The sequence below is a fragment of the Niveispirillum sp. FG156 genome (assembly GCF_057809555.1).
On sequence record NZ_JBMDKE010000001.1, the window covers coordinates 24,328 to 51,299 of the forward strand.

Annotated in this window: 28 protein-coding genes; 21 read left to right on the forward strand and 7 right to left on the reverse strand. The window is 64.1% G+C overall.

Annotated elements, in window-relative coordinates:
* Positions 1 to 206: 206 nt before the first annotated feature.
* The 9 genes from coxB to ACODSP_RS00165 all read left to right on the forward strand — a co-directional run bounded on the left by coxB (position 207) and on the right by ACODSP_RS00165 (position 8,157).
* Complete coding sequence (gene coxB, locus ACODSP_RS00125) at positions 207 to 1,061, forward strand: cytochrome c oxidase subunit II (protein WP_488963614.1); 855 nt, start codon at positions 207 to 209, stop codon at positions 1,059 to 1,061.
* A gap of 24 nt (positions 1,062 to 1,085) precedes the next feature.
* Positions 1,086 to 2,699 (forward strand): cytochrome c oxidase subunit I, encoded by a 1,614-nt coding sequence (gene ctaD / locus ACODSP_RS00130; RefSeq protein ID WP_488963615.1) that lies wholly within the window; start codon positions 1,086 to 1,088, stop codon positions 2,697 to 2,699.
* A gap of 123 nt (positions 2,700 to 2,822) precedes the next feature.
* Positions 2,823 to 3,728: a heme o synthase gene (cyoE, locus tag ACODSP_RS00135; RefSeq protein ID WP_488963616.1), complete on the forward strand. Its 906-nt coding sequence runs from the start codon at positions 2,823 to 2,825 to the stop codon at positions 3,726 to 3,728.
* Positions 3,729 to 3,744: 16 nt separating this feature from the next.
* Complete coding sequence (locus ACODSP_RS00140) at positions 3,745 to 3,912, forward strand: hypothetical protein (protein WP_488963617.1); 168 nt, start codon at positions 3,745 to 3,747, stop codon at positions 3,910 to 3,912.
* A complete protein-coding gene (locus ACODSP_RS00145; protein WP_488963618.1) occupies positions 3,909 to 4,601 on the forward strand; it encodes a cytochrome c oxidase assembly protein in 693 nt (230 codons plus the stop codon). The genes ACODSP_RS00140 and ACODSP_RS00145 overlap by 4 nt, the downstream gene beginning before the upstream one ends.
* Positions 4,602 to 4,659: 58 nt before the next feature.
* Positions 4,660 to 5,529, forward strand: coding sequence for a cytochrome c oxidase subunit 3 (locus ACODSP_RS00150; RefSeq protein ID WP_488963619.1), 870 nt, complete (start codon positions 4,660 to 4,662; stop codon positions 5,527 to 5,529).
* Between the two features lie 20 nt (positions 5,530 to 5,549).
* A complete protein-coding gene (locus ACODSP_RS00155; RefSeq protein ID WP_245924190.1) occupies positions 5,550 to 5,933 on the forward strand; it encodes a DUF983 domain-containing protein in 384 nt (127 codons plus the stop codon).
* A 5-nt stretch (positions 5,934 to 5,938) separates the two neighbouring features.
* Entirely contained in the window at positions 5,939 to 6,676 is a 738-nt protein-coding gene (locus ACODSP_RS00160; RefSeq protein WP_488963620.1) for an SURF1 family protein, read from the forward strand.
* Positions 6,673 to 8,157 (forward strand): carboxypeptidase M32, encoded by a 1,485-nt coding sequence (locus ACODSP_RS00165; RefSeq protein WP_488963621.1) that lies wholly within the window; start codon positions 6,673 to 6,675, stop codon positions 8,155 to 8,157. Before ACODSP_RS00160 ends, ACODSP_RS00165 begins: the two co-directional genes overlap by 4 nt.
* Positions 8,158 to 8,277: 120 nt before the next feature.
* Here ACODSP_RS00165 and ACODSP_RS00170 read toward each other — a convergent pair whose 3' ends face one another.
* Positions 8,278 to 8,730 carry a YaiI/YqxD family protein gene (locus ACODSP_RS00170; RefSeq protein ID WP_488963622.1) on the reverse strand — a complete coding sequence of 151 codons (453 nt, stop codon included), beginning with the start codon at positions 8,728 to 8,730 and terminating at the stop codon, positions 8,278 to 8,280.
* A 92-nt stretch (positions 8,731 to 8,822) separates the two neighbouring features.
* Between ACODSP_RS00170 and ACODSP_RS00175 the strand changes: the two genes are divergently transcribed.
* Positions 8,823 to 9,152, forward strand: coding sequence for a YkgJ family cysteine cluster protein (locus tag ACODSP_RS00175; RefSeq protein WP_488963623.1), 330 nt, complete (start codon positions 8,823 to 8,825; stop codon positions 9,150 to 9,152).
* A gap of 69 nt (positions 9,153 to 9,221) precedes the next feature.
* The gene (locus tag ACODSP_RS00180; protein WP_488963624.1) at positions 9,222 to 10,154 is read left to right on the forward strand and encodes a glycerophosphodiester phosphodiesterase; all 933 of its coding nucleotides are present in this window, start codon (positions 9,222 to 9,224) and stop codon (positions 10,152 to 10,154) included.
* A 40-nt stretch (positions 10,155 to 10,194) separates the two neighbouring features.
* Here ACODSP_RS00180 and ACODSP_RS00185 read toward each other — a convergent pair whose 3' ends face one another.
* Positions 10,195 to 11,208: a hypothetical protein gene (locus ACODSP_RS00185; protein ID WP_488963625.1), complete on the reverse strand. Its 1,014-nt coding sequence runs from the start codon at positions 11,206 to 11,208 to the stop codon at positions 10,195 to 10,197.
* A 1-nt stretch (position 11,209) separates the two neighbouring features.
* The gene (carA, locus tag ACODSP_RS00190) at positions 11,210 to 12,394 is read right to left on the reverse strand and encodes a glutamine-hydrolyzing carbamoyl-phosphate synthase small subunit (RefSeq protein WP_488963626.1); all 1,185 of its coding nucleotides are present in this window, start codon (positions 12,392 to 12,394) and stop codon (positions 11,210 to 11,212) included.
* A gap of 379 nt (positions 12,395 to 12,773) precedes the next feature.
* Between carA and ACODSP_RS00195 the strand changes: the two genes are divergently transcribed.
* The 4 genes from ACODSP_RS00195 (at position 12,774) to ACODSP_RS00210 (ending at position 14,811) form a co-directional block, all read left to right on the forward strand.
* Complete coding sequence (locus ACODSP_RS00195; protein ID WP_488963627.1) at positions 12,774 to 13,232, forward strand: GatB/YqeY domain-containing protein; 459 nt, start codon at positions 12,774 to 12,776, stop codon at positions 13,230 to 13,232.
* A 7-nt stretch (positions 13,233 to 13,239) separates the two neighbouring features.
* Positions 13,240 to 14,097: a GNAT family N-acetyltransferase gene (locus ACODSP_RS00200; protein WP_488963628.1), complete on the forward strand. Its 858-nt coding sequence runs from the start codon at positions 13,240 to 13,242 to the stop codon at positions 14,095 to 14,097.
* A 70-nt stretch (positions 14,098 to 14,167) separates the two neighbouring features.
* Positions 14,168 to 14,413, forward strand: a complete 246-nt coding sequence (locus ACODSP_RS00205; protein WP_488963629.1) for a type II toxin-antitoxin system Phd/YefM family antitoxin — start codon at positions 14,168 to 14,170, stop codon at positions 14,411 to 14,413.
* Positions 14,410 to 14,811 (forward strand): PIN domain-containing protein, encoded by a 402-nt coding sequence (locus ACODSP_RS00210; RefSeq protein WP_488963630.1) that lies wholly within the window; start codon positions 14,410 to 14,412, stop codon positions 14,809 to 14,811. Before ACODSP_RS00205 ends, ACODSP_RS00210 begins: the two co-directional genes overlap by 4 nt.
* Before the next feature lie 41 nt (positions 14,812 to 14,852).
* On the opposite strand, the gene ACODSP_RS00215 is transcribed toward ACODSP_RS00210, so the two are convergent.
* Positions 14,853 to 15,371 (reverse strand): hypothetical protein, encoded by a 519-nt coding sequence (locus tag ACODSP_RS00215; RefSeq protein ID WP_488963631.1) that lies wholly within the window; start codon positions 15,369 to 15,371, stop codon positions 14,853 to 14,855.
* Positions 15,372 to 15,577: 206 nt separating this feature from the next.
* On the opposite strand from ACODSP_RS00215, the gene dnaG reads away from it, so the two are divergent.
* The 3 genes from dnaG to ACODSP_RS00230 all read left to right on the forward strand — a co-directional run bounded on the left by dnaG (position 15,578) and on the right by ACODSP_RS00230 (position 21,324).
* A complete protein-coding gene (gene dnaG / locus ACODSP_RS00220) occupies positions 15,578 to 17,458 on the forward strand; it encodes a DNA primase (protein WP_488963632.1) in 1,881 nt (626 codons plus the stop codon).
* A 192-nt stretch (positions 17,459 to 17,650) separates the two neighbouring features.
* On the forward strand, positions 17,651 to 19,594 hold the full coding sequence (rpoD, locus tag ACODSP_RS00225) for an RNA polymerase sigma factor RpoD (RefSeq protein ID WP_488963633.1): 1,944 nt from the start codon (positions 17,651 to 17,653) through the stop codon (positions 19,592 to 19,594).
* 227 nt (positions 19,595 to 19,821) lie between these two features.
* The gene (locus ACODSP_RS00230) at positions 19,822 to 21,324 is read left to right on the forward strand and encodes a DUF7401 domain-containing protein (RefSeq protein WP_488963634.1); all 1,503 of its coding nucleotides are present in this window, start codon (positions 19,822 to 19,824) and stop codon (positions 21,322 to 21,324) included.
* Between the two features lie 27 nt (positions 21,325 to 21,351).
* Here the strand turns inward: ACODSP_RS00230 and fliG are convergent, their stop codons facing one another.
* The 3 genes from fliG to ACODSP_RS00245 all read right to left on the reverse strand — a co-directional run bounded on the left by fliG (position 21,352) and on the right by ACODSP_RS00245 (position 23,484).
* Entirely contained in the window at positions 21,352 to 22,374 is a 1,023-nt protein-coding gene (gene fliG / locus ACODSP_RS00235; protein WP_054167087.1) for a flagellar motor switch protein FliG, read from the reverse strand.
* A gap of 116 nt (positions 22,375 to 22,490) precedes the next feature.
* A complete protein-coding gene (locus tag ACODSP_RS00240; protein ID WP_488963635.1) occupies positions 22,491 to 22,961 on the reverse strand; it encodes a hypothetical protein in 471 nt (156 codons plus the stop codon).
* 4 nt (positions 22,962 to 22,965) lie between these two features.
* A complete protein-coding gene (locus ACODSP_RS00245; protein ID WP_488963636.1) occupies positions 22,966 to 23,484 on the reverse strand; it encodes a hypothetical protein in 519 nt (172 codons plus the stop codon).
* A gap of 315 nt (positions 23,485 to 23,799) precedes the next feature.
* Between ACODSP_RS00245 and ACODSP_RS00250 the strand changes: the two genes are divergently transcribed.
* The 3 genes from ACODSP_RS00250 to ACODSP_RS00260 are packed head-to-tail and all read left to right on the forward strand — an operon-like array spanning position 23,800 to position 26,955.
* On the forward strand, positions 23,800 to 25,077 hold the full coding sequence (locus ACODSP_RS00250; protein ID WP_488963637.1) for a 3-deoxy-D-manno-octulosonic acid transferase: 1,278 nt from the start codon (positions 23,800 to 23,802) through the stop codon (positions 25,075 to 25,077).
* The gene (gene lpxK / locus ACODSP_RS00255; protein ID WP_488963638.1) at positions 25,077 to 26,060 is read left to right on the forward strand and encodes a tetraacyldisaccharide 4'-kinase; all 984 of its coding nucleotides are present in this window, start codon (positions 25,077 to 25,079) and stop codon (positions 26,058 to 26,060) included. The genes ACODSP_RS00250 and lpxK overlap by 1 nt, the downstream gene beginning before the upstream one ends.
* A complete protein-coding gene (locus tag ACODSP_RS00260; RefSeq protein WP_488963639.1) occupies positions 26,053 to 26,955 on the forward strand; it encodes a lipid A biosynthesis lauroyl acyltransferase in 903 nt (300 codons plus the stop codon). The genes lpxK and ACODSP_RS00260 overlap by 8 nt, the downstream gene beginning before the upstream one ends.
* Positions 26,956 to 26,972 lie beyond the last annotated feature (17 nt).

Below are 26,972 nucleotides of genomic sequence, written 5' to 3' on the forward strand. Positions count from 1 at the left end.
TGTGCGCCCCATCCTGGTGGCGCATATGTTGTTCGTGAGCCCCACGCGCGTGTAGTGTCCCGCCGAAACGGTTTGATCCGTTCCGGGTCTGCGTCACGCCGCGACTTTCCCGCCCACCGCCATTGGCGGGTGGTGGAGGGGATGGGCGGGCGGTCCGGCTGGCTCAAGCGGGGGACAACCTCCGGCAACGACGAGAGTGGTAAGGGATGTCTGTAAGCAAGATCGGCGCCGCTGTGACGGCCCTGTATGTCAGCGCGATGGTCGGGGGCTCGGCCTTGGCGCAGGAGGCGGCCAAGGCCGTCGGTGCGCCGCACCCCAAGCAATTGGGTTTTCAGGAAGCGGCTTCGCCCGTGATGGAGCGGCTGCATGATTTCCACAACATCCTGCTGTGGACGATCATCGCTATCGCCGTGTTCGTCACCCTGCTGCTGCTCTATGTGATGATCCGCTTCAACAAGAAGGCGAATCCGGTGCCGTCGACCACGACGCACCACACCTGGCTGGAAGTGGCCTGGACGGGTATCCCCGTTCTGATCCTGCTGCTGATCGCCATCCCGTCTTTCCGCGTCCTGTACTATATGGACAAGGCGCCGAATCCGGAGCTGACGGTCAAGATCACGGGCCATCAGTGGTACTGGAGCTTCGAGTATCCCGACCATGAAGGCTTGGCCTTCGAGTCGCGGATGATCCCCGAAAATGAAATCCAGCCGGGCCAGCTGCGCCTGCTGGAAGTTGACAACCGTATCATCGTGCCGGTCGGCGTTGATGTGCGGGTCCTGGTCACGGGCGCCGACGTCATCCACTCCTTCGCCATTCCCGCTCTGGGCGTGAAGAAGGACGCGATGCCGGGCCGCCTGAACGAGACCTGGTTCAACGTCACCCGCGAGGGTGTGTATTACGGACAGTGCTCCGAAATCTGCGGCACCGGCCATGGCTATATGCCGATCGCCGTCGAGGCTGTGTCCAAGGAGCGCTTCCAGGAATGGCTGGGCCAGCAGAAGCAGGCCTTCAACAGCAATGGCTCCGCGCCGCGTCAGGTCGCTGAAGCGACCGCGCAGTAACGGTTCGGAAGAGAGGGTAATACCATGGGTGCTGTCACCGGGGCGCACGCCCACGATCACCACGATCACAAGCCTGGCTTTGTGAAGCGCTGGTTGTTCTCGACGAACCACAAGGATATCGGCACGCTTTATCTGTATTTCTCGGTGCTGGCAGGCCTCATTGGCGGCCTGTTCTCCGTGATCATGCGCCTTGAGCTGCAGGATCCGGGCATCCAGTACATGATGGCGTTCGGCGCCGACACCGGCCAGCAGTGGAACGTGTTCATCACGGCCCACGGCCTGATCATGGTGTTCTTCGTGGTCATGCCCGCGCTGATCGGCGGTTTCGGCAACTGGTTCGTGCCGCTGATGGTCGGCGCGCCGGACATGGCCTTCCCGCGCCTGAACAATATCAGCTTCTGGCTGATCGTTCCGGCCTTCCTGCTGCTGCTGGGTTCCGCCTTTGTCGGTCCCGGCGCCGGTACGGGCTGGACCGTCTATCCGCCGCTCTCCTCTTCGGAGTACGGCCATAGCGGCCCGTCGGTCGACATGGCGATCTTCGCCCTGCATCTGGCCGGTGCGTCGTCGATCCTGGGTGCGGTGAACTTCATCACCACGATCTTCAACATGCGCGCACCGGGCATGACGCTGCACAAGATGCCGCTGTTCGTCTGGGCCATGCTGGTGACCGCGTTCCTGCTGCTGCTGGCCGTGCCCGTCCTGGGCGGCGCCATCACCATGCTGCTGACCGACCGCAATTTCGGCACGGATTTCTTCAATCCGGCCGGCGGTGGTGACCCGATCCTGTTCCAGCATCTGTTCTGGTTCTTCGGTCACCCCGAAGTGTACATCATGATCCTGCCGGCCTTCGGCATCGTCTCCCACATCATCTCGACCTTCTCCAAGAAGCCGGTGTTCGGTTATCTGGGCATGGCCTATGCCATGGTCGCCATCGGCGTCGTCGGCTTCATCGTGTGGGCCCACCACATGTTCACGGTCGGCCTGTCGGTCGATACCCGCGCCTACTTCACCGCTGCCACCATGATCATCGCTGTCCCGACGGGCGTGAAGATCTTCTCCTGGATCGCCACCATGTGGGGCGGCTCCATCGAGTTCAAGGTGCCGATGGTCTGGGCGATCGGCTTCATCTTCCTGTTCACCATCGGTGGCGTCACGGGTGTGGTGCTGGCCAATGGCGGCATGGATATCGCCATGCACGACACCTACTATGTGGTTGCGCACTTCCACTATGTGCTGTCGCTGGGTGCCGTGTTCGCGATCTTCGCCGGTTACTATTACTGGGTTGGCAAGATGTCGGGCCGTCAGCATCCGGAATGGGCGGGTCACCTGCACTTCTGGACGACTTTCATCGGCGTGAACCTGATTTTCTTCCCGCAGCACTTCCTGGGCCTGGCCGGCATGGCTCGCCGTATGCCCGACTATCCGGACGCGCTGCACTTCTGGAACATGATCTCCTCCTACGGCGCCTACATCTCCTTCGGTTCGACCGTGTTCTTCTGTGTGATGGCCATCTACACGCAGCTGTTCGGTCGCAAGGTCGAAGGTGACTATTGGCAGACCGGTGGCACGACGCTGGAATGGACCCTGTCCTCCCCGCCGCCGTTCCACCAGTTCGAGATCCTGCCGAAGATCAAGTAAGCAGGACCGGGGCCTTCACCGGCCTTGATCCCTCGCAGACACCGCGCGGCGGGCGACCGCCGCGCGGTTTTGCCAAGTACCCCCAAGTTCAGTTCCTTTTGAGCGTGTGAAGAGACCATCATCATGACCGACAGCGTGATCGCCCCCGAGATCATGGACAGTCCGGTGTCCAGCGGCACGGTGCGCGACTATGTTGCGCTGCTGAAACCGCGCGTCATGTCGCTGGTTGTTTTTTCCGGCCTCGCCGGCATGGTGGTGGCCCCCGGTCACCTGCATCCGGTGCTGGCCATGGTTGCCGTGCTCTGCATCGCGCTGGCCTCCGGCGCTGCTGGTGCCATCAACATGTGGTATGACCGCGATATCGACGCGATGATGGACCGCACGGCCAAGCGGCCGATCCCGCAAGGGCTGGTCCCCGCCGATGAAGCGCTGGCCTTCGGCATCATCCTGACCATCGCCTCGGTCGCCCTGATGGGCCTGGCTCTCAACTGGGTTGCCGCCGGCCTGCTGGCCCTGGCGTCGGGTTTCTACATTTTCATCTATACGATGTGGCTGAAGCGGCGGACGCCGCAGAACATCGTCATTGGCGGTGCCGCCGGGGCTTTCCCCCCGATGATCGGCTGGGCCGCGGTGACCGGTGATGTGTCGCTGGCCTCCATCGTGCTGTTCGCCCTGATCTTCTTCTGGACCCCGCCGCATTTCTGGGCGCTGGCCATCTTCCGCAAGCTGGATTACCAGCATGCCGGTGTGCCGATGCTGCCCGTCGTCGCCGGTGAGCGTGAGACGAAGAAGCAGATGCTGATCTACACGCTGATCCTGCTGCCGCTGGCGATCAGCCCCTATTTCCTGGGTATCGGTGGCCTCACCTATCTGGCCGGCTCGATCATCCTGGGTCTGGCCTTCGTCGCCTATGCGGTCCAGGTGCTGCGCAGCGAGGATCACAAGCCGGCCAAGCGCATGTTCGCCTTTTCCATCCTTTACCTGTTCCTGCTGTTCGCGATCCTGATCGGCGAACATCTGGCGGTCTAAGCGGGGAGGCAGGACAATGACCGATCAACAGAACCAGGGCCCGGCCCGCAAGCATGGTGGCGATACAGAGCTGCATCGCCGGCAGCGCGGCAAGAACCTCGCCGTTCTCGCGGCCCTGTTTGCCTTCGTTGCCATCATCTATGTGGTGGCCATGGTGCGGATGAGCGGAGGGACCTTCCCATGAGCGACAAGCCGGGTAATTCCCTGGATCTGGGTCTTCGCAATACACGCATGGCGGTGAAGCTGGGCGTGGTCGTGGCCGGGATGATTGGCCTGTCCTTCGCATCGGTGCCGCTGTACGACATGTTCTGCCGGGCGACGGGTTTCGGCGGCGCCACGATGGTGGCCGAGAAGGCCCCTGACAAGGCGCTGGAGCGGGTGGTCACGGTGCGGTTCAATGCCGACGTGAACAATTCCATCAATTGGGAATTCAAGCCCGATACCCATGCGGTCGATGTGCATGTGGGTGAGGCGATGACCATCGCCTATCGGGCAAAGAACCTGGAAGATCGTACCGTCATCGGCACTGCGACCTACAATGTCACGCCGGAAAAGGCGGGGCAGTATTTCAACAAGATTCAGTGCTTCTGCTTTACCGAGCAGAAGCTGGAGCCCGGACAGTCGATCGACATGCCGGTTAATTTCTATGTCGATCCGGCCATGGCCGACGACCCGGAAATGGCCGATGTGAAGACCATTACACTGTCCTATACCTTCTTCCGCGCCGCTGATCAGAGCGCTGCGTTGCCGAGCCCGGGGAAGGGTGCGGCAGCCGGACCACTGGACGGCGCGAATGGGAAGGATTACCAAGGGAATGCCCAAGGTTCGGTGGATAAACCGACCTCCGGTGCTGCCCCGGGGAACAGGTCGTAAGGCCTGCGCCCACAAGTCACGTATGATCCAAAGTTCCTTGGTTTGAGGGAAAAGAGAGATGGCTGACGTCAACGCCCATATCGGTGGCGGCAATACCGGGGATGGCATTCCGCAGCCCTACCACCTGGTCAATCCGAGCGCCTGGCCCATGCTGAGTGCGTTCGCCGCTGGCCTGCTGGCCACGGGTCTGGTCATGAAGTTCCATGGCCATGGCTGGTACCTGCTGGCCGCCGGCCTGACCGCCGTGCTGGGCTGCATGTTCGGCTGGTGGCGCGATATCGTGAAGGAATCGGTGGTCGAGAAGGCCCATTCCCCCGTCGTGAAGATCGGCCTGCGCTATGGCATGTCGCTGTTCATCGCGTCGGAAGTGATGTTCTTCTCCGCCTTCTTCTGGGCCTTCTTCGACGCTTCGATCTTCCATAACGAAGTGATCCAGTATGCCCGTGTTGAGGCGAATGGCGGCGTGTGGCCGCCGAAGGGTACCGTTCCCTTCAACCCGTTCGACCTGCCGTTCCTGATGACCGTCATCCTGCTGCTGTCCGGCACCACCGTGACCTGGGCGCACCATGCGATGGTGGAAGGCAAGATGAAGGAGGCCGCCAGGGCTCTGGGCATCACCGTCCTGCTGGGCGTGATCTTCTCGGGCTTCCAGGCCTATGAGTACAGCCATGCCACTTTCGGCTTTGGCGCCAACGTCTATTCCTCGGCCTTCTTCATGGCGACCGGCTTCCACGGTTTCCACGTGCTGATCGGCACGATCTTCCTGGCCGTCTGCTATTTCCGCACCAAGAAGGGCCACTTCACCGCCGAAAGCCATTTCGGTTTTGAAGCCGCCGCCTGGTACTGGCACTTCGTGGACGTGGTCTGGCTGTTCCTGTTCATCTCCATCTACTGGTGGGGTGCCGGTGGGGCCTGGGTCGCCCACTGATCCGGGGCGGGGGCTTCCCCGTGACGGAGACGCCATCCTCCCTGCTCAGCGTGGGTTTGCGGTGCCGCTGCCCACGCTGCGGCCAGGGTGCCCTGTTCAAGGGCTTCATGCGGGTCGTCGACCGCTGTCCGGTATGTGGCCTTGATGTGGCCGCCGCCGACAGCGGGGACGGCCCGGCTGTTTTTCTGATCTTCATCCTGGGCTTCACGCTGGTCCCCGCCGCCTTGATCTTCGCCTTGAAGGTCGATTGGCCGCTTTGGGTCCTGCTGCTGCTCTGGGGTCCGATCATCATTGGCGCCACGCTGGGCCTCATGCGTCCGGCCAAGGCGCTGACCATTGCCGCCCAGTATCGCTATCGCCGGGATCAGTTCGGCGAGGATCAGGATGAGGGCGGGGAGGGCTGAAACCCATGTCCGCCGCCCGTCGTCAGTTCCGACCGCGCCTGATCCCCTCCATCGCCGCCTTCATCGCGCTCGCCATCCTGCTGGGTCTGGGCACGTGGCAGGTGGAGCGGCTGGGCTGGAAAACCGATCTGATCCGCCGTGTAGAGGCCGGGTTGGCCGCCGATCCGGTGGAACTGCCCGCCAGCATCGACAGACCCGCCGATTGGGACTATGTCCGCGTCCGGGTCACGGGGCGCTTTCTGCATGACAAAGAGGCCACTATCGGCCCCCGCCTTTATCCCCGGCCCGATGGTCGGCAGGAACAGGGCGTGCATGTCCTCACCCCCCTGGTACGCGATGACGGGGCGGGTACCGTCCTGATCGACCGGGGCTGGGTGCCGCTGGACAAGCGTGATCCCGCCAGCCGCGCGCCGGGCCAGGTGGAGGGCAGCGTCACCATCAGCGCCATTGCCCGCGTGCCGCAGGACCGGGTTTTCATGCAGCCCGATAATGACCCCGTCACCCGCACCTTCTTCTGGTTGGATATGCAGGCGCTGGCCGGTATCGCCGGGGTGGAGCGGTTGGCACCCCTGGTCCTGCAGGCCGATGCCACCGCCAACCCTGGCGGTCTGCCCATCGGCGGGCGTACCATTGTCGCCCTGAAGAATGACCATCTCTCCTACGCGCTGACCTGGTACGGGCTTGCCCTGACCCTGATCGGTGTGTTCATCGCCGCCAGTTTTCGCCGCCGGGAAGAACCATGAATCTGTCCGCCTATGCCGCCCTGGAAAAACATTTTGCCCGCCGCGCCGGGTTGCAGGGGGCCTTGGGCATACTGAACTGGGACAGCCGGACCATGATGCCGACGGCGGCATCCCCCGCCCGCGCCGATCAGGTGGCGGCATTGGAGGGCGCCATCCATGGCGCGCTGATGGACCCCGCCGTGGCCGACTGGCTGGACCGTGCCGAATCCGATGCCGGCCATCTGGATGACTGGCAGCGCGCCAATCTGTCGGAGATGCGGCGGGAGCACCTTCTGGCCACTGCCGTGCCCGCCGATCTGGTGGAAGCCAATGCCCGCGATGCCGCCCGGTGCGAGATGGTCTGGCGCACGGCCAAGGCGGAGAATGATTTCAATCTACTGTTGCCGCACCTGCAAAAGGTCCTGAACCATCAGCGGGAGATCGCGGCGGCCAATGCCGCCATGCTGAATTGCGGCCTCTATGACGCGCTGCATGAGCTTTATGAGCCGGGCAGCCGCGTGGCGGACTTTGGCCCCGTCTTCGACGATTACGCCGCCTTCCTGCCGGGTTTCCTGGCAGAGGTTGAGGCGGTACAGGCGGACGAGCCCCGGTCGGAACCGTTCGAAGGGCCGTTCCCGGTGGAGGCGCAGCGTGCGCTGGTGCAGCGTCTGGCCGGCATCCTGGGCTTTCAGGGACGGGTGGATCAGTCGCTGCACGCGTTTTGCGGCGGGGCCACGGGCGATGTGCGCATCACCACCCGCCTGGACCCCGATAATTTCTTCAAATCGCTGAAATCTGGCCTGCATGAGGCGGGGCACGCGCTTTATGAGATGGGCCGGCCCGCCGCCTGGACAGCGCAGCCGGTGGGACAGGCGCGCGGTCTGGGCGTGCATGAAAGTCAGAGCCTGACCTTTGATATGCAGGTGGGTCGCCATCCGCGCTTCCTGGAATGGCTGGCCCCGCAACTGGCCGAGGCATTCGGGCGGGAGGGGGATGCCTGGTCGGCGGAAAACCTGCGCCGCCGCTTCCGCCGCGTGGACCGCACCTTCATCCGGGTGGACGCGGATGAGGTCACCTATCCCGCCCATGTCATCCTGCGCTGGCGTCTGGAACAGGCGCTGATCGAAGGGCGGATGGAGTTGATGGACCTGCCCGACGCCTGGAATCAGGGCATGCGGGACCTGCTGGGCATCACGCCGCCCGATCTGGCCCATGGTTGCCTGCAGGATATCCATTGGCCCAGCGGGGCCTGGGGCTATTTCCCCACCTACACGCTGGGCGCCATGATGGCGGCACAGCTGTTCCAGGCGGCATCCGCCTCGATCCCCGATTTGGCCGATCAGATCGGGCGTGGGGATTTCCGCGATCTGGTCTCTTGGCTGGGCGAGAATGTCCATCGCTGGGGTCGGTACCTGTCGGCCCGCGACATCCTGATCCGCGCGACCGGCAAGCCCCTGGATGCCGGCATCTTCAAGGCGCATCTGCGGGCGCGTTATCTGTAGAGCTGTTTTCGGTTTACCGAAAGCAGCTCCGGTGGCGACTGCCACCGCGCCGCACGTGCGGCGTAAGCCAAGCGGCGGATGCCGCGCCGGCGTTTGAGGAAAACGAACGGGCGGGGTGCGTTACCGTCCCCGCTTCACCTCATTGACCATCTTGTCCAGTTCCTGAAGGAACTTGCTCTTGTCGGCCTTGGTCATGGGGGCGTTGCCGCCCTGGACCACGCCCATATCGCGCAGATCCTGCATCAGGGCGCGGCTGGCGAGTGCCGAGCCGATATTGGCAGCTGTAAAGGGGCGACCATTATTGCCCAGCACCTTGGCGCCCGCATCCAGACAGCGCTTGGCCAGCTGGATATCGGCGGTCACCACGATGTCGCCGGCCCCGCAATGTTCCGCAATCCAGTTATCCGCGGCATCGAACCCGTCGGACACGACGACCATCCGCACCAGCCCGCCTGGTGGCACGCGCAGCGGACCATTGGCCACCAAATGTACCGGCATGCCATACCGTTCGGCGACGCGGAACGTCTCCTCCTTCATGGGGCAGGCATCGGCATCGACATAGATTTCTTGCATGGGCGCGTTCCTTGGCTTCTGTCGGCTTTATAGCAGAGGGCAAACCCTTGCCAAGCGGGCCGGCGTCGGTCACAAACCGGGACACCCCTTTCATGGCGGCATTCTTGGACCAGCAACCAGACCCACCCCCCTTTGCCTGTCAGGAATGCGGGGCCTGCTGCGCCTATGCCGCCGACTGGCCGCGATTCTCGCTGGAGGAGGATGCCGACATTGCCCGCATCCCGGAGGCGATGGTGGCACCAGATGGATCGGGCATGCGCTGGACCGGGGAACGCTGTGCCGCTCTGTCCGGCACGGTGGGGGAGCATGTGGCCTGTACCATCTATGCCGACCGGCCCATCGTCTGTCACGATTGCGTGGCCGGCGACGAGGCCTGTCTGATGGCGCGCGAACGGCATGGAATGTCGATCACCCTGCCATGAACTCCTTGCCATGAAACCGTAACGCATCCGCCCTATGGTCCGTAGCAGACCGAAAGAACGGATGTCGATATGCGCCTTTTTGCCCTGCTGATCCCCTTGATTCTGGCCGCCTTTCCTGCGGCCGCCTTTGATCTTCAGGCCCATCGCGGCGGTCGTGCCCTGTGGCCGGAGAACACCCTGCCGGCCTTTGAGCGGTCGCTGGAATTGGGTGTCGATACGCTGGAACTGGATACGGGCGTCACCAAGGATGGTATCCTGATCATCGCCCATGACCGGCATGTCGATGCCAATCTGGCCCGCTGCAAGGGCCAGTGGGTGGAGGGACCGCAGCCCACCTGGCACAGCCTGACCCTGGCCGAGGTGCAGGCCATTGATGTGGGGCGCATCCGGCCCGACGGCGCCTATGCCAAGCGCTTCCCCCGCCAGATGCCCATGGATGGCACGCGGGTGCCGACACTGGCATCCCTGTTCGATCTGGTGAAGAGGCGGAGCGATACCAAGGTTCGTTTTAATATCGAAACGAAGATTGATCCCACCAATCCGGGCGATAGTATCGATCCCGAAACGTTTGCCACCCAGCTGGTACGGCAGGTGCGCGACGCGGGTCTGGCGGACCGGGTGACCATCCAGAGCTTTGACTGGCGGACCCTGCAGGTGGTGCGGCGCATCGCGCCGGAGATCGCTACCGCCTACCTGACCATCATTGATCCGGAAGAAAGCAACGTCTCCATGACGGGCAGCAGCCCCTGGACCGCCGGCTTTGACCCCGTCCGCCATGGCGGCAGTCTGCCGGCGGCGATCAAGGCGGCGGGCGGGGCGGTCTGGTCACCCTATCACCTGAACCTGACACCGGAACTGGTGAGGGAGGCGCAGGGTCTGGGCCTGAAGGTCATCCCCTGGACCGTCAATGATCCCGCCGATATGAAGCGGCTGATCGAATGGGGCGTGGATGGGTTGATCACCGATGATCCGGTGACGGGCAAGCAGGTGTCGGGGCGTTGAGGTGGTGTGTTGTCGCATAAGCGTAGCGCATGCGACAGGATCACACCACATCCCCCAGCCAGCGCGAGGTCACCGGTTCCAGATTGCCCCGCCAACGTGCGATCTCTTCGGCAACCTGTTCCAGGGCGCGTTGGTCGCGATAGCGTTTGCGGGCGCGGTTATTGTCGCCCTTGGCCTGCATGGCGGCCAGACGGGCCGACACGCGCGGATCGCCGATAATCACCTGACGCCAGCGGTCCAGGCGGAGTTCGGCGGTGCAGTCGACAATGGCCTGGGTGCCGGGACGCCGGCCCAGCTTGATGGCGGCGGGCGCCAGACGGGCGGCCACCGACAGGGACACATCCTCCGGCATGCCGGGGAACACGGCCCTCACGGCCTCAGCGATGCTGTCTTTCAGGTCCGCGCCGCGCTGCTTGTCATCGCGCGCCACGCGCTTGGCCGAGACCTCCATGCGGCGGCGGCTATGCGCCATGACCTGTTCGGCCACTTCCTGAGCATCGGCATCCAGCCACAGGACGGGACTATCGGCCAGAAGATCGGCCACCGGGGCGGGCAGGGCAGGGTGGAACCCATCGGCCACAAAGGCCAGTCGCAGCTTGATCAAGGATTTCAGGGCGCGTTCGCGGCCCGCATCGGCGGACAGGAACGCGGCTTGTGACACGGGCGCAGCCTTCAACAGGCTGTCCAGCGCCTCCAGGTCGCCACCGGTCCAGCGGCGGCCCTGCAGCAGCCGTTCGGCCCGGTCGCGCAAAAGCGCACGGCCCGCATCGCGCGGATGTGCGGGTGCCACCTCGATCAGCTTCCACACCGTATCGACCAGCCGGGCCACGGCCCAGCCGGCATGGATATCGAGGGGCCGGTCGGTCGTGAAGGCGCCGTTGGGCAGGTTCCAGACGTCACTGACGCGGATCAGGCCGCTGCCATCCAGGAACGCCTCCCCCCCGGGGGAGCGGTTGATGACCGGCCAGCTGGCGACCAGTCCGGCCAACCCCTCTGGCATGCCGGAGGGGCGGTCCCATTCACCAAGACGGATAAGGCCCAGATCCACTGTCACCTCAGTAGTGCCCTTCAATGGCAGCGATGAACCGGTCGAACAGATAATGGCTGTCCTCCGGGCCGGGGCTGGCTTCGGGATGGTACTGCACCGAGAAGACGGGACGGCCCGACAAGCGGATGCCTTCATTGGTGCCGTCGAACAGGGAGACGTGGGTGACCTCCACCTCTTCCGGCAGGCTTTCGCGCAGGACGACGAAGCCGTGATTCTGGCTGGTGATCTCCACCACGCCCGACGCGATATCCTTCACCGGATGGTTGGCGCCGCGATGGCCCTTTTCCATCTTCACGGTGCGACCGCCCAGCGCCAGGGCCAGCATCTGGTGACCCAGGCAGATGCCGAACACGGCCTTGCCGCTATCCACCAGCCGCGCAATGGTCGGCACGGCATATTCGCCCGTGGCCGCGGGATCGCCGGGGCCGTTGGACAGGAAAATACCGTCGGGGTTCAGCGCCAGGATTTCCTCTGCCGTCGTGGTGGCCGGGACCACCGTCACCTTACAGCCCGAGGCGGCGAGGCAGCGCAGGATGTTGCGCTTGGCGCCGAAATCCATGGCGACGACATGATGCTTCGGCTCGGTCTGCTTGCCGTAGCCGTCCTTCAGGGACCAGATCGATTCGTCCCAGCTATAGGTCTGGCGGGTCGTCACGTCCTTGGCCAGATCCATGCCTTCCAGGCCGGGCCAACCTTTAGCCATCTTCACCAGGGCGTCGATATCGAACACGCCATCGGGCGAATGGGCGATCACGCCGTTGGGCGCGCCATTGTCGCGGATGCGGCGAGTCAGGCGACGGGTGTCGATGCCCGACAGGCCGACCAGATTATGGCTTTTCAGCCAGGCATCCAGATGCTGCGTGGCGCGCCAGTTGGCGGGTTCGGTGATGTCGGCCTTGATGATCAGACCGCGCGCCACCGGCGTCACCGTCTCGATATCTTCCGGATTGGTGCCGACATTCCCGATATGGGGGAAGGTGAAGGTGATGATCTGACCGGCATAGGACGGGTCGGTCAGGATTTCCTGATAGCCCGTCAGGGAGGTGTTGAAGCACACCTCACCCACGCTGTGGCCCACGGCGCCCACACCGCGTCCCCAGAAGACCGAACCATCGGCCAGGACGAGAACGCCCGTGGCTCCCTTGGGAGCGGGCGCGCGGGTGGGGGAACCCATCGGCGGGGTGTCGGACATGGCGGGCACCTTTATCTGCGAGATCGGCGCCGGAGCGCCGGTGAAAAGGCCGTGCCTTCCCGCCCGAAAGGCGGGGCGGCCTGCCCGCAGTCGCGTCGCGGGTCCGATCATCCGCCGGGTAATCCCGCCGGGCGAAGGGCCGCGCCGATGCCGCGCGCCGGCCAGGGCCGGTACGGTTCTGAAGGTGAATTAGCCATTCGGGCGCGCGGGGTCAACCAACGTGGGCGCGCCCCTGCCACGCGCCATCATTGGGTGTCGCATCACCGGCGCCGGAAGGGGTGTTTCCATGCGGCGACGCGAGCCATTCCTATTCGCTGGCATCCGATGGCCTGTTTGGATAATGTTGCCGGCTGTTTCACCTGTACCCTGGAGTTATCCAATGCTGCGCCAGACGCTGAACGAAGCCCTGAAGGATGCGATGCGCGCCAAGAACAGCCGCGGCGTTGCCACCCTGCGGCTGATCCTGGCGGCGTTGAAGGACCGCGATATCGCGGCGCGCACCAGCGGCAATCAGGATGGCATCGATGATGCCGCCATCCTGTCGATGCTGCAGACCATGGTGAAGCAGCGCCGCGAAAGCATCATCATGTATGAGCAGGGTGGCCGTACCGAGCTGGCCCAGCAGGAGCGGGAAGAGATCGACGTGATCGAAGCCTTCCTGCCCAAACAGCTGAGTGAGGATGACACCCGCGAAGCCATCGCCGCCCTGATCGCCGAGTTGGGTGCCACCGGCGTCAAGGATATGGGCAAGGTGATGGCCGAACTGCGCGGTCGTTTCGCGGGCCAGATGGACTTTACCAAGGCCAGCGCCCTGGTGCGCGAAAAGCTGGCCAACTGATCCTGTGATGCCCATCCGGCTGCTGCTGCCGGGTGATGAGGGCCGGCTGGATGCCTATCTGGCCCGTCATCCGGCGACATCCATGTTCCTGCGTTCCAATGTGCGGCGCGTCGGGCTGGCGGATCGGGCCGAGCGCTATCATGCCCGCTATGCGGCGCTGGTGGATGGCGATGGCGCCGTCCACGGCGTGGTGTCCCATGCCTGGAACGGCAACCTGCTGATCCAGGCGAAGCCGGACGACGCCATTGGGCTCGCGCGCTTTCATCTGGCGGCGGGCGACCGTGCTGTGGCCGGGATCATCGGGCCGCTGCCGGCGGTGCGCGCGGTGCAGACCCTGTTCCCCGACCGGCCCCTGTTGAAGGATGGGGCGGAGGATCTGTTCGACCTGCCTTTGTCCGATCTGAAGGTGCCATCAGCGCTGGCTGACCGCACGCTTTCATGGCGGCGGGCCGACGCCGGCGATATCCCGCTGCTGTCATCCTGGCGCGTGGGCTATTGCCTTGAAACGCTGGGGGACGTCGACAGCGCGCATATGCGCACCCGCGCCGCCGCCGATGTGGCCGCCTGGGTCGTGGCGGGTGATGCGTTTGTGGTGATGGGGGTGGACGGTGTGCCACTGTCCATGGCCACCCATAATGCCCGCGTCCCCGATACGGTGCAGATCGGCGGGGTCTGGACGCCGGTGCCGCTGCGCGGTCGGGGACTGGCGCGGGCCGTGGTGGCAGGTGCCCTGCTGGCGGCACGGGATGATGGGGCCGAAACGGCGGTCCTGTTCACGGCCAGGCAGAATGAGCCGGCCCGCCGGGCCTATCTGTCGCTGGGTTTCCGCATCATCGGCGACTATGGGATCGTGCTGCTGGGATAGGGCGTTTCCCTTTGCCCGGCGCGGCTTTCAGGCCCATAATCGCCTTGTCCCGTGAAGCAGAGGCAGGGCCATGGATGACGGCGTGATCAGCGCGGATGATGCCGGTCGCAACTTCGACAGGCTGCTGGCGCAGGTGGAGGCGGGACAATCCCTGACCATCACCCGCGATGGCCGCCCCGTGGCGGTAGTGATGCCGGTTGCTGAGGTTGAGGAGGAAAAGCCATCGACGCATGATCGTCTCATGAGCTTGCTCCGTCAGGGCCTTCCCCTGGATTTTCATGGCGGGATTGACCGCGAGGAATTGCATCGTCGATGAAGGTCGCCATCGACACAAATGTGCTGGTTTATGCAGTTTCATCTACGGGTGACAGCATCAAGCATGCGCGGGCCTTGTTCATCATTGACCGCTTGGGGCGGGGTAAGAACGGCATCCCACCTATCCAGGCACTTATTGAGTTCTCAGCTGTCGTGCTGCGCAAGAAGCTCGCGAATCCGGATGCAGCCCATGTGTATGTTGAGGCATTTAATGCCGAGTTTCCGACTGCGGGTACCCTGACAGAGGATGTGCTTACAGCCTTACGTGCCCATCGCGATCATGGCCTTTCCATCTGGGATGCCATGATCTGGTCTGTTTCCCGCCGGGCCGGGGCTGGCATGCTGCTCAGTGAGGATTTTCAGGATGGGCGGGGTGCTGGACGGGGTTCGCTTCGTTAATCCATTCAATCCGGCCAATGACCCGTTGATCGACGCCATCCTCACACCTTGATGTCCACGCCCTTGGACGCGTCCTCCCGCGTGACCATGCGGCCATCCAGGGAGATGAAATATTTTGCCGACTTGGTCAGCTGATCCGGGTTGAGGCCCATAGCGGTCAATTCTTCCCACATCGGGGCAAGATTTTCCTGGTTGCGGTACTTGTCCGTGATGGCGTCGATGGCCTTCTGCGTGTCGGCGGGCACGAAGGGCAGGTAGCCGCGCTCATTGGCGGGCAGGGCCATCTGGAAGGCCAGCGGTGGGTCGCCGTCCTGGCCATATTTGCGGCCATGGGTCATCTCGAATTCCCGCTGCCGACGTTGGATTTCGTTGTTCCGCGCGGCGTCATAGGCCTCGCGCTCCTTCTTCAGCCCCGCCATCTCCTCCTTTTGCTGCGCCGCCGGGTCGGGCGGTGCTGTGCCCGTCTTGGCGGCGGGGGCCTGGGTCTGCGTGCTGGTGGGTGACTTCACCTGCAGCCGCGACAGGATCGCGGAGGAGGAGAACATGGAGCTGATATTCATGGCGCATGCCCTTCGTACGGGAAACTTTGTTTCCAAGGGCAAGCAATCTCCGTACCGACGAATTTCGAACCAAATTGGATTTATCCACAGGCTGTGAATCATGGGGCCATCTGGGCACGGATGCCGGTGCGCGTGGCATTGGGGCCACCGCCTGGGATATGCTCCCTGGCTGATCCGCATTCGAAGCCTTTGAGATATCAGCCCCGATGGCCTTGCCGCCGCAGTTCCTGGAAGAGTTGCGTTCCCGCCTTTCCGTGTCGGAAGTGGTGATGAAACGCATGCGCCTGCAAAGGGCTGGGCGGGAATTCAAAGCCCCGTGTCCCTTCCACAATGAAAAGACGCCCAGTTTTTATGTAAATGACCAAAAGAATTTCTTTCATTGTTTTGGTTGTGGGGCTCATGGCGATCAAATTGGATTTGTCATGCGCCATGATAACTTATCATTTATGGAAGCTGTAGAGCATCTTGCTAGTGAAGCTGGTCTGCAAGTGCCGCAGGCCAGCCCGCAGGAGCGCCAGCAATATGAGCGGCAGAAATCGCTCTATGACCTCGTCGAGCGCGCTACCAAATATTATGAGCGCGAGTTGTTCAGCCCCAGCGGGCGCAACGCGCTGGATTATCTGCGCCGTCGCGGCCTGGATGAGGAGGGGATTGCCCGTTTTCGTCTGGGCTATGCCCCGCAGGAGGGCGGGCCGTTGCGCGCCCTGCTGCTGGAGGCCGGGTATAGCGAGGCTGACATGGTGGAGGTCGGCCTGTTCAAGCGGGCCGAGGCCGGGCGGCCCATCCGCAATTTCTTTTGGAACCGCGTCATGTTCCCCGTCACCGACCGGCGGGGGCAAGTGGTGGCGTTCGGCGGGCGTATCCTGGAAGGCGATGGGCCGAAATATATCAATTCCGCTGAGAACCCTTTGTTCCACAAGGGTAACCTTCTCTACGGCATGTCGCGCGCCCGGCAGGCGGCGGCGGACGGTCAGCGGCTGATCGTCACCGAAGGCTATATGGACGTCATCTCCTGCGTGCAGGCGGGGTTCGGGGGGGCGGTGGCCCCGCTGGGCACCGCCATGACGGAGACGCAGATCCAGGTGCTGTGGAAACTGGCACCGGAGGGGCAGCGCAACCCCATCCTGTGCTTTGACGGCGACAATGCCGGGCGGCGGGCGGCACAGCGGGCCGTGGAAAGGGTGCTGCCCATCCTGGTGCCCGACGCCACCGTCCGCATCGCCTTCATGCCCGACAAGGAAGACCCGGACAGCCTGATCCGGTCGGGCGGGCCGGATGCGTTCACCGCCATCCTGGACCGCGCTCTGTCGCTGGAGGATTTCATCTGGGAGATGGTGCGCCAGGGCGAGGACCCGAAGACGGCGGATGGCCGCCTGCGGATCGAGACCGGCATCAACCAGATGATGGAGAAGGTCACCGACAAGTCGGTGCAATACAGCTACCGCTCCGTCCTGCGCGAGAAGCTGCGCGCCGCCATCCGGGCCAGTGGGGGCGGGTTTGGCGGTGGGTTCGGCGGGCTAGGGGGGGATCGGGGCGGCGGGCGCCCGCGTCGGCTGATGCCCGGCGACGTGCCCGTCAGCCGCCTGTGGGACAGCCGTTTCCGGTCCGGCACCTTGCGCACCGAACCGCGCCGGCGCGAACGCTATCTGGTGCTGACCATCGTGCATCATCCGGATCTTTTTCAGGATGTGGGGGAGACGCTGGCCGGCGCGGAATTCGCGGATGGCGAGATGGAGGCGCTGCGCCAAGCGCTTGTTGCATGCCTAACCGCCGAATCAACACTTGACGCGGAGGCTTTGAGACGCCACCTGTCTGGTCGTGGTTTTTCCGAGACGCTGGATAGTCTGCTGAATGCAGACATGCCGAAATTCGCGCAACCAGGAGCGTCGTTCGAAACCGCGAAGAGTGGCTGGCAGGAGGTTTGGCTGAGTTCCGAGGATGGTTTGCTTCAACGCGAGCTGCGCGATGCCGAGAGACGGTTTGCCGAGACATTCAGTGAGGATGATCTGGCACGATTACGCGCGCTGCAACGGGAGCTGCTGATTCTCCGGGGCCATGCCGATGACCTGACGGAAGGGGACGGATAATGGGCGGGCGGCCGAGCATTCGGGCGTCGTGCGACGCATTTGTCCTGCAAAACTGTGTCTTGGCGAACACAGTTTCCAGCCTCTTGCCAAAGTTATAGCCAGGAAGAGTTTCGTCGGATGACCGGGCCCTTGCCCGAGTCGTCCATTTGCGTTTACCGGTGGCAGCCTTAAGAGTGCGGGGGCAGCGAACGAATGGCGACGAAAGCGGCGCAGACGGCAGAAGTGTCGGAGCAGCGGGAAGAGGAAGCCAATGGCCCTCTGATGGACGGCATGGCCATTGCCGTCAAGAAGATGATCGCGCGCGGCAAGGAGCGTGGGTACGTCACTTATGACGAACTCAACGCGGCTTTGCCGCCGGACAGCTCCTCGTCCGAACAGATCGAAGACACGATGGCCTTGCTGTCCGAAATGGGCATCAACGTCGTCGAGGCCGAAGAAGCCGATGAAAGCAGCGGCAACGAAGGTGAAGGCGAAGGCCGTCAGTCCGGTAACCTGGACGATGACGATATCGGCCGCACCGACGATCCTGTGCGCATGTATCTGCGCGAAATGGGGTCGGTGGAGCTGCTGAGCCGCGAGGGCGAAATCGCCATCGCCAAGCGCATCGAGGCCGGCCGCGAGATGATGATCGGCGCGATCTGTGAATCGCCGCTGACCATTCAGGCCATTATCGAGTGGCATCAGTCGCTGCAGGACGGCAAGATGTTGCTGCGCGACATCATCGATCTGGACGCCTCCTATGGCGTGGACCCGGAAGCCGGTGAACTGCCGCCCGAAGCGCTGGACGGTCCCGCCGCCGAGCGTGAGGAAGAGGAAGGTGAGCGCCCGGAGGGCGAGGGAGCGGCGGCTGGTGAAGCTGAGGAGGAGGGCAATGTCTCCCTCTCCGCTATGGAAGCCGAGCTGAAGCCCAAGGTTCTGGAGACCTTCGGCAAGATCGAGGAAACCTATGAGCGTCTGCATAAATTGCAGGAAGAGCGCCTGGGCCTTTTGCAGAGCGGTCAGGACCTGCCCAAGGGCTCCGACAAGAAGTACGACAAGGTGAAGGCTGAACTGACCGAACTGGTCAATTCCGTGCGCCTGAACAATGGCCGTATCGAACAGCTGGTCGAACAGCTCTATGCCCTGAACCGCAAGCTACTGGGCTTTGAAGGCCGTCTGCTGCGTCTGGCGACCGATTGCCGGGTGAAGCGCGAAGACTTCCTGCAGCACTATTACGGGTCGGAACTGGACCCGAAATGGCTGGATCGCTGCAAGAGCATCTCCAAGGCCTGGGCCAAGTTCGCTGAGCGTTCGTCCTATGAGGTGGGCCGCGTCCGTGAGAGCATCTCGGAAGTGTCCAGCCAGGCGCGTCTGCCCATCGGTGAGTTCCGCCGCATCGTCTCCACCGTCCAGAAGGGCGAGAAGGAGGCGAGCCGTGCCAAGAAGGAGATGGTGGAGGCCAACCTTCGCCTCGTGATCTCCATCGCCAAGAAGTACACGAACCGTGGCTTGCAGTTCCTGGATCTGATCCAGGAAGGCAATATCGGCCTGATGAAGGCTGTGGATAAGTTCGAGTATCGGCGCGGTTACAAGTTCTCCACCTATGCCACCTGGTGGATCCGGCAGGCGATCACCCGTTCGATCGCCGACCAGGCCCGCACCATCCGCATTCCCGTGCACATGATCGAAACGATCAACAAGCTGGTGCGCACCAGCCGCCAGATGCTGCACGAGATCGGGCGCGAGCCGACGCCGGAAGAACTGGCCGAACGTCTGATGATGCCGCTGGAAAAGGTCCGCAAGGTCCTGAAGATCGCCAAGGAGCCGATCTCCCTCGAAACGCCGATCGGCGACGAGGAAGATTCGCATCTGGGCGATTTCATCGAGGACAAGAACGCCGTTCTGCCGCTCGATGCCGCCATCCAGGCGAACCTGCGCGAGACCACGACCCGTATACTCGCTACGCTCACCGCCCGTGAGGAGCGCGTCCTGCGCATGCGTTTCGGCATCGGCATGAACACCGACCACACCTTGGAAGAGGTGGGGCAGCAGTTCAGCGTGACGCGCGAACGTATCCGTCAGATCGAGGCCAAGGCGCTTCGCAAGCTGAAGCACCCGTCCCGGTCGCGCAAGCTGCGCAGCTTCCTGGATACGTGACCGGTCCTTTCTCCGTCATGTTTCCATTGACAGTCAGGCCCCCGCTTAGGCGGGGGCCTTTCTGATTCAACGACGATGGATTGCGTTCCCGAGCCGATGAAGTTTAGGTTGGTCCGCCGTCAATCGTCCGGACTCATCCGATGTCTCTTGAACTCGCCGCACTCGTCAAGCTGATCGCCGGTCAGGTTCGCAAAGGTCAGCAAATCAGCCTTTCGCCTGAAATCGGGATGTCTATCGTGCGAACGGATGGCGGGCCGGAGGATCTGGTGATGCTGTTCGCGAGCGAGATGGCGAAGGCGCGGCCCAACGCCAAGCTCCTGCGGGTCTATGAAGCCATTCTCGCGGATGTTTTCATGGAATTGGTGCAAGGTGCGAAGGCGGAACGCGCCGGGATGTCGCAGATCCTGCTTAATATCGAGGCCGTGATTGCCAACCTGTTGCAGCAGGGACGCCTCCTCCCGGACAGCCTGCTGGCCTTGCTGCGGCTTTTCCAGGCCGTTGGACATGTTCCTGGGGAGGCGTTTCGCGATATCCTGATGAATACGGCGCCGTCCGACACGCAGGATCTGGATATCGACGGCGTGATTGATGCGTTGGCCCAGACGATCCAGGGAATGGATGGGGACATATTCGCGGTCCATCAGGAGATGGCCCCCATGCTGTCCGCCATGCCCGCACCGGTGCGCGGGCTCCTGGGCTTTGAGCTGCTGACCAACGACAAGAACCCGTCGGTGCGCGCCCTGGGCTTGGCCTGGTTGTTCGATGAAGAGGAAGAGGTTCGGCACCGCGCAGCGGAGGGACTTCGTCAAGTTGCGGAACGCGGGCTTTTGACGCCGGAGATGCTGCGCCGGCTGATCCTGTCACGCAATCTGCTGCCGGCCACCCTGCATCCTGATATCGATGCCGCCATCAAGGCGGCCCGGATGAAGGGATTGGATTGCCCGCCATTGCCCGCACCTGCTGTGATCGAGTTTCTCGCGTCCGGCATAGATGGCGCCGGCGCGCAAAGCCTGTTTGTACAGATGAAGCAGGGGCGCAAGCAGGCGCTTGTCTCCATTCTGCTCAAGCTGGACCATGGCGTGCTGGACGCCTGGGTGAAAACCGGCATGTCCAAGGCGGAAATGTCATCGATACTGGACGAGGTGGATGCCCATATGGGCTTGAATCTCTCCGGCCCCCTGTATCTGCGTCAGGCACTCGGCCATTTCCTGGCCATGAATGTTGAGACGGGGCAGGCTATTCCCTTCGGCCTGTTGCAGGTGGCCGAAATATTGGCCCTGCCGTCCCTGACACCCGAAAGGCAGCCGGCCAGCCAGGACATGCTGCGTGACATATTGGCAGGGGTGCCCGGTGAACTGACGGACGCCAAGGCATTCGAGCAGGCCCTGAAGATAAGCGGCCATTGGATCGCAAGCCTGCCGATCGCAGCGTCGTGGTTCGAAAGCGACCCAGGGATTGATCGCCTGCTTAAAGGCAAGAAGCGGTCGCGGCAAAAGCAGGTTGAAGCAATATTGCAGGAATGGTTGCCCGGCAGGCGGGATCGCTGGATCGACATCCTGACCTGGACGGGGCTCAGCATGCGGGAAGGCGACCGCAAGAACCTGTGGGTCGATTACCTGCTGATGGCGCGGGCCTTGGCCGAAGGCCAACACCCATCAACACTGCCCTTCATGCGGGATGTCGCAACCAACACCGTCAAGGCATGGCGGTACGAGAGCGGCATGCGCTGACGGTCGCCCGCACCCTTCTGCCCATGATCAATAAACCAGCTCGTCCTCGCCCTTGCCGCTGGCGATGACGATTTCGCCGCGCGCGGCCATGTCCTTGGTCAGCTGCACCATGTACATCTGCGCCTCGTCCACGTCGCGCAGGCGGATGGGGCCCATGGCGCCCATATCCTCGCGCATGATCTTGGCCGCGCGTTCGGACATGTTGGTGAAGAACAGATCCTTCAGCGTGTCCGATGCGCCCTTCAGGGCGGTGGCCAGCTTCTGCTTGTCCACGCTGCGCAGCAGGGTCTGGATGCCGCTTGGGTCCAGTTTCGACAGATCCTCAAAGGTGAACATCAGGGCGCGGATACGTTCGGCGCTGTCGCGGTTGCGTTCTTCCAGGGCCGCGATGAACCGGCTTTCGGTGTTGCGGTCAAAGCTGTTGAAGATTTCCGCCATCATCTCGTGCGCGTCGCGGCGGTTGGTGCGGGCCAGGTTCGACATGAATTCGGTGCGCAGCGTGCGCTCGATATCGTCGATAACTTCCTTCTGCACCGCTTCCATGCGCAGCATACGCATGATGACTTCCATCGCGAAGCTTTCGGGCAGAAGCTGGAGCACGCGGCCCGCATGGTCGCCCTTGATCTTGGACATGATCACGGCGACGGTCTGCGGATATTCGTTTTTCAGGTAGTTGGCCAGCACCTGCTCGTTCACGTTGGTCAGCTTGTCCCACATGGTACGACCGGCAGGACCACGGATTTCCTCCATGATCTGGTCGACCTTGTCCTTGGGCAGGACCTTGGTCAGCAGGCGCTCCGTACTGTCGAACGAACCGACCAGCGAGCCGGTGGAGCTGATCTGCTCCGCGAACTCGACGAACAGGCGCTCAACCAGATTGGAACTGACCGAGCCGAGATTGGCCATGGTCTGGGACAGTTCCTTGATCTCGTCATCGCCCATCAGGGCGAACAGCTTCGATGCGATTTCCTCGCCCAGCGCAAGCATCAGGATGGAGGCCTTTTCAGGCCCGGTCAGGCCACGATAATCCTCACGAACGCGCATCGCCATGGCGGCCACTCCAACACTACGAAGGCCGGCAGGAAAGGCCGGTCCAAACACCTGGCGCGGAATCTAGCACACCGATTCGCCAAGGTGAATCCGTCACGTACACGAAAGCGTATTGGTTACGGTCCGCCGGCCAGCGTGCGGCGGCGTTCTTCCCAGCTGACTTCATCCGCGATGGGGGAAATGGGGCTGCGCGGCAGTTCGGCCTTCATGCCGGGGCAATCCCGTGGCCCGTCATAGGCACGGCCCGCCAGATAGCCAATGGTGGACCCCACGCCGGCCCCCGCCAGTCCCTTGGCGGCGGTGGTCACGCTGCTGTCATTATCATCGCCCAGTGCCATCCCGGCCATCAGGCCGACGGCAGCCCCGATCCAGGTCCCGGCCTGCGCGCCCTTCTGGCTGCGTCCGGTACAGGGTGGCGGCAGTGCTTCGCGCACACGCAGGTCGGCATTATCCAGGGATACGATCTCCCCTGGAAGCGGATCGGTGCTGGGCAGGGGCTTAAAGCTGTTGGCAGGGGTATCGGCGGCAAAAGCGGGCTGAAAACTCAGCAGGCAAAGGATCGTGATCGCTAAGCCGCCCGCTTTCATGATGTCACCGGCGCCCGTCCCAGAATTCCAGCGGCGCCGACACGGACGGGGCACCCAGGATATTGCCGCCATACTTATGGCGCAGGAAGCTCTCGTTATAATTCAGGCGCGGCGTGCCATAGGAATAGCCATAGGGCGTGTAGTAGCCGCGATTGTTGGAATAAAACGGCTCGGCGTCATACCCGATCTGCCCGTCGCCCAGCAGCTGGTTCGACCGGCGGGCGCCATATCCGCTGCTGAAGGACGGCATGTTGCCGCTGACCGACAGGCTGAACCCATCCGGCAGGCGGGTGCTGTTCTCCCCCGACAAGGCCAGGGCGGCGGCAGCGGCGGCATCGGCACCGGGGCGGGCATAGGATTGGGCGGCGGCGCGTTCACCGGGCGTCACGTCGCGGCTGATCGGCTTGAAGGTATTCACGGGCTTGCCCGCTTCGTCCGCCAAGGCCGGCGCCGACATCGGAACAGCCACCAGCAGGGCGGCAATACCGGCGGCGCGGGTGTGACGGGTGACAGCGTTACGCATCGCAATTCTCTCCACTGCCGGGGCGGTGCCTGTCCTGAAGACCGGGGCAGCGCCACAATCGGGGGAACCGGGCCGTCCCACGGACGCCCGCATCATGTCCCTAAGGTCATGCCTCGTGGCGTCCACGTCAAGGGGGCTAAGCGCTTTCTTGCCCAGAAATCCCCTTTGCCGCAGATGGCTTCATGCCAAATTGAACAATGATCAAGGCTGAATTATGGCGATGGGCGGCATGGGAGCCGGGGAACGGCCATGGTGGCGGGCAGGGTTTTCACCGTGCTAGCTTGCCGTGACAATGCCAGAGACCCCGATCCCCCCATGTTGTACAGCCTTTATCGCGGCCTGACGCATCTGGCCGGCCCGGCCATTGGCCGGCTGCTGGACCGGCGTGCCGCGCATGGCAAGGAAGATCCGGCCCGCCGGCATGAACGGCTGGGCCGTCCGCTGCTGCCCCGTCCGGCGGGGCGGCTGGTCTGGGTCCATGCCGCCTCGGTGGGGGAGGCGCTGGCGGTGCTGCCGCTGGTGGATCGGCTGCTGTCACGGGGGCCGCAGGTGCGGGTGATGGTAACGACGGGCACGGTGACGTCCGCTGCGCTGATGGCAAGGCGGCTGCCGGGGCCGCGTGCGTTCCATCAATATGTGCCGGTGGACCTGCCCGGCGCCGTCGATGGCTTCCTGGCCCATTGGCGGCCCGATCTGGTGCTGTGGGTGGAATCGGAATTCTGGCCCAATCTCCTGTCTGCCATCCGGCGGGCCGGCATTCCCTGTGCCCTGGTCAATGCGCGCCTGTCGGCCAAAAGCTTTGGTAATTGGCGGCGCTTTCCGCGCGCCGCCCGGCGGCTTCTGTCCGTGTTCCAACTGGCCCTGGCCCAGACGGGGGTGGAGGCGGAACGGTTGTCGGCGCTGGGCATTGCGGATGTGCGGGCCGTGGGCAATCTGAAATATTCAGCCCCGCCCTTGCCCGCCGATCCGGCGGCGCTGGACACCCTGTCGGCTGCCATCGGCCCCCGCCCCGTCTGGACCTTTGCCAGCAGCCATGCGGGGGAGGAGGCGATGGCCATCGCGGCGCAGGCGGAACTGCGCCGGCACCTGCCCGACGCGCTGCTGCTGCTGGTGCCGCGCCATCCCGACCGGGGGGGGGAGGTGGCGGGGATGCTGTCCGCTGCCGGCCTGTCTTTTTCCCGCCGCAGCGAGGGTGGGCTACCGGGGGCGGGGGATGCGGTCTTCCTGATGGATACGCTGGGGGAGATGGGGCTGGTCTTCCGTCTGGCACCGGTCACGGTGATGGGCGGGTCCTTCATGCCCGTGGGAGGGCATAACCCCATCGAACCGGCCCTGCTGCACAGCGCCGTCATCCATGGCCCGCATATGTTCAATTTCGCGGAAGTTGCGGCGGAGATGCAGGCGGCTGGCGGGCTTCTGCCCCTGGCCGGCCCCGAACAGATCGCCGATGCCGTGGCGGGCCTGCTGTCCGATCCTGTGCGGCGACAGGCGCAGGCGGAGGCGGCACGAGAGGTGGCCCTGCGCAATGCCACGGCCATCGACCGGGTGATGGCCGCACTGGCACCGCTGCTGAACCGGGCGGGGGTGGGCTGATGCGCGCCCCTGCCTTCTGGTACGCCCCGCCGGGCCTGCTGTCGGCGCTGCTGACGCCGCTGTCATGGCTGTGGCGGGCGGGTGCCGTGCTGCGGTTGCGGGTACCGGTGAAGGCGCCGGTGCCGGTGCTGTGCGTTGGCAATCTGGTGGCGGGCGGGGCCGGCAAGACGCCCGTGGTACGGGACCTGACGGCGCGGCTGCGCGCGCGTGGTGTGGCGGCGGCGTCGCTGTCGCGCGGCCATGGCGGGCGCATGCGGGGGCCGCTTGCCGTGGACCAGGCCCATCACCACGCAATGGATGTGGGGGATGAGCCGCTGCTGTTGGCCGCTACGGGTGCCGCCTGGGTCGGGCGGGACCGGGTGGCGGCGGCCAAGGCCATGGTGGAGACGGGTTTGGGCGCCATCATCCTGGATGATGGATTTCAGAACCAGGCCCTGCATAAGGATCTGTCGCTGATTGTCGTCGATGCCGGGGCCGGGTTCGGCAATGGCCGTGTCATGCCGGCGGGACCGCTGCGGGAGAGTGTAGCCGGCGGGTTGAAACGCGCGGATGCGCTGGTGGTCATCGGCGATGGGCCGGGTCTGGCGGCGGCGCGGTCCGTGGCGGGCGCGCTGCCCGTGCTGACGGCCCGGCTTCTGCCCGATCCGGCGGCGCTGGCGCCATTGCGGGGCCGGCCCTTGCTGGCCTTTGCCGGGATCGGGCGGCCTGCAAAATTCTTCGCAACCCTGCGCGACGCCGGGCTGTCGGTGGTGGCGGAAAGGGCGTTTGCCGACCATCACCCGTTCCGTGCGGCGGACCTGTCCGCCCTGCTGGCACGGGCGCAGGCGCTGGGCGCCACGCTGGTGACGACGGAAAAGGACGCGATGCGCCTGTCCCCCATCTGGCGGCCGCGTGTGGCGGTGCTGCCCGTCCGTCTGTCCTGGGATGATCCTGTGGTGGTGGAGGGGCTGCTGGACCGGTTGATGGAGACGCGCCATGGCTGACCACAGCCGCCTGCGCCGCCGGTTCGACCGGGTGGTCGGCTATCGTCTGCAAGCCGCTTTCGTCTGGCTGTTCATCGCGACCATGCGCCTGCTATCGCCCGAACAGGCATCGGACCTGGGCGGCGGCCTGCTGCGCCGGATCGGCCCGCGCCTGTCGCGGTCGCGGCGCATGCGGCGTGATATCGCCCGCGCGCTGCCGGGGCTGGAACCGGCGCGCGTCGATGCCATCATTACCCAGGCCTGGGACAATCTGGGCCGCACCTTTGCCGAATATGTGCATCTGGACCGTATCGCGGCGGATTTCGACCGGCATGTGCAGGTGACGGGGTTGGAGCATCTGCAGGCGCTGGTCGGCGATGACCGGCCCGGCATCGTCTTCACCGGCCATTTCGCCAATTGGGAACTCTGCGCCATGGTGTCGGCGCGGGTGGGCCTGCACCTGACCTATGTGTTCCGCAAGCCCAACAATCCGTTCGTGGCCGAGATGCTGGCCCGTGCCCGCGCCCCCCTGGGTGGCACCATGGTGCCCAAGGGGCGGGAGGCGGCGCGCGGCCTGATGGCGGCCATCCGGGCCGGTGGGCATGTCGGCCTGCTGGTCGATCAGAAACTGAACGAAGGGCCGCTGGTGCCGTTCCTGGGGCGGGAGGCGCGGACGGGCACGGTCCTGGCCGATCTCGCCCTGCGCTATGACGCGCCCGCCGTGCCCATCCGCGTGGTGCGGACCGGCGCGGCGCGGTTCCGCGTCACCATCCTGCCGCCGCTGGAATTTGCCCGGACCGGGGATGTGAAGGCCGACACGCTGTCCGCCATGAAGCAGGTCAATGCCCTGCTGGAAGAATGGGTGCGCGACGATCCCGGCCAATGGATGTGGCAGCATCGGCGTTGGCCGGAGTGAGGCCCGTTGCGAAATTT

Coding starts and splice junctions, on each gene's coding strand:
- coxB (WP_488963614.1), top strand. CDS start 207: ATGTCTGTAAGCAAGATCGGCGCCGCTGTGACGGCCCTGTATGTCAGC.
- ctaD (WP_488963615.1), top strand. CDS start 1,086: ATGGGTGCTGTCACCGGGGCGCACGCCCACGATCACCACGATCACAAG.
- cyoE (WP_488963616.1), top strand. CDS start 2,823: ATGACCGACAGCGTGATCGCCCCCGAGATCATGGACAGTCCGGTGTCC.
- ACODSP_RS00140 (WP_488963617.1), top strand. CDS start 3,745: ATGACCGATCAACAGAACCAGGGCCCGGCCCGCAAGCATGGTGGCGAT.
- ACODSP_RS00145 (WP_488963618.1), top strand. CDS start 3,909: ATGAGCGACAAGCCGGGTAATTCCCTGGATCTGGGTCTTCGCAATACA.
- ACODSP_RS00150 (WP_488963619.1), top strand. CDS start 4,660: ATGGCTGACGTCAACGCCCATATCGGTGGCGGCAATACCGGGGATGGC.
- ACODSP_RS00160 (WP_488963620.1), top strand. CDS start 5,939: ATGTCCGCCGCCCGTCGTCAGTTCCGACCGCGCCTGATCCCCTCCATC.
- ACODSP_RS00165 (WP_488963621.1), top strand. CDS start 6,673: ATGAATCTGTCCGCCTATGCCGCCCTGGAAAAACATTTTGCCCGCCGC.
- ACODSP_RS00170 (WP_488963622.1), bottom strand. CDS start 8,730: ATGCAAGAAATCTATGTCGATGCCGATGCCTGCCCCATGAAGGAGGAG.
- ACODSP_RS00175 (WP_488963623.1), top strand. CDS start 8,823: ATGGCGGCATTCTTGGACCAGCAACCAGACCCACCCCCCTTTGCCTGT.
- ACODSP_RS00180 (WP_488963624.1), top strand. CDS start 9,222: ATGCGCCTTTTTGCCCTGCTGATCCCCTTGATTCTGGCCGCCTTTCCT.
- carA (WP_488963626.1), bottom strand. CDS start 12,394: ATGTCCGACACCCCGCCGATGGGTTCCCCCACCCGCGCGCCCGCTCCC.
- ACODSP_RS00195 (WP_488963627.1), top strand. CDS start 12,774: ATGCTGCGCCAGACGCTGAACGAAGCCCTGAAGGATGCGATGCGCGCC.
- ACODSP_RS00200 (WP_488963628.1), top strand. CDS start 13,240: ATGCCCATCCGGCTGCTGCTGCCGGGTGATGAGGGCCGGCTGGATGCC.
- ACODSP_RS00205 (WP_488963629.1), top strand. CDS start 14,168: ATGGATGACGGCGTGATCAGCGCGGATGATGCCGGTCGCAACTTCGAC.
- ACODSP_RS00210 (WP_488963630.1), top strand. CDS start 14,410: ATGAAGGTCGCCATCGACACAAATGTGCTGGTTTATGCAGTTTCATCT.
- ACODSP_RS00215 (WP_488963631.1), bottom strand. CDS start 15,371: ATGAATATCAGCTCCATGTTCTCCTCCTCCGCGATCCTGTCGCGGCTG.
- dnaG (WP_488963632.1), top strand. CDS start 15,578: ATGGCCTTGCCGCCGCAGTTCCTGGAAGAGTTGCGTTCCCGCCTTTCC.
- rpoD (WP_488963633.1), top strand. CDS start 17,651: ATGGCGACGAAAGCGGCGCAGACGGCAGAAGTGTCGGAGCAGCGGGAA.
- ACODSP_RS00230 (WP_488963634.1), top strand. CDS start 19,822: ATGTCTATCGTGCGAACGGATGGCGGGCCGGAGGATCTGGTGATGCTG.
- fliG (WP_054167087.1), bottom strand. CDS start 22,374: ATGGCGATGCGCGTTCGTGAGGATTATCGTGGCCTGACCGGGCCTGAA.
- ACODSP_RS00240 (WP_488963635.1), bottom strand. CDS start 22,961: ATGAAAGCGGGCGGCTTAGCGATCACGATCCTTTGCCTGCTGAGTTTT.
- ACODSP_RS00245 (WP_488963636.1), bottom strand. CDS start 23,484: ATGCGTAACGCTGTCACCCGTCACACCCGCGCCGCCGGTATTGCCGCC.
- ACODSP_RS00250 (WP_488963637.1), top strand. CDS start 23,800: ATGTTGTACAGCCTTTATCGCGGCCTGACGCATCTGGCCGGCCCGGCC.
- lpxK (WP_488963638.1), top strand. CDS start 25,077: ATGCGCGCCCCTGCCTTCTGGTACGCCCCGCCGGGCCTGCTGTCGGCG.
- ACODSP_RS00260 (WP_488963639.1), top strand. CDS start 26,053: ATGGCTGACCACAGCCGCCTGCGCCGCCGGTTCGACCGGGTGGTCGGC.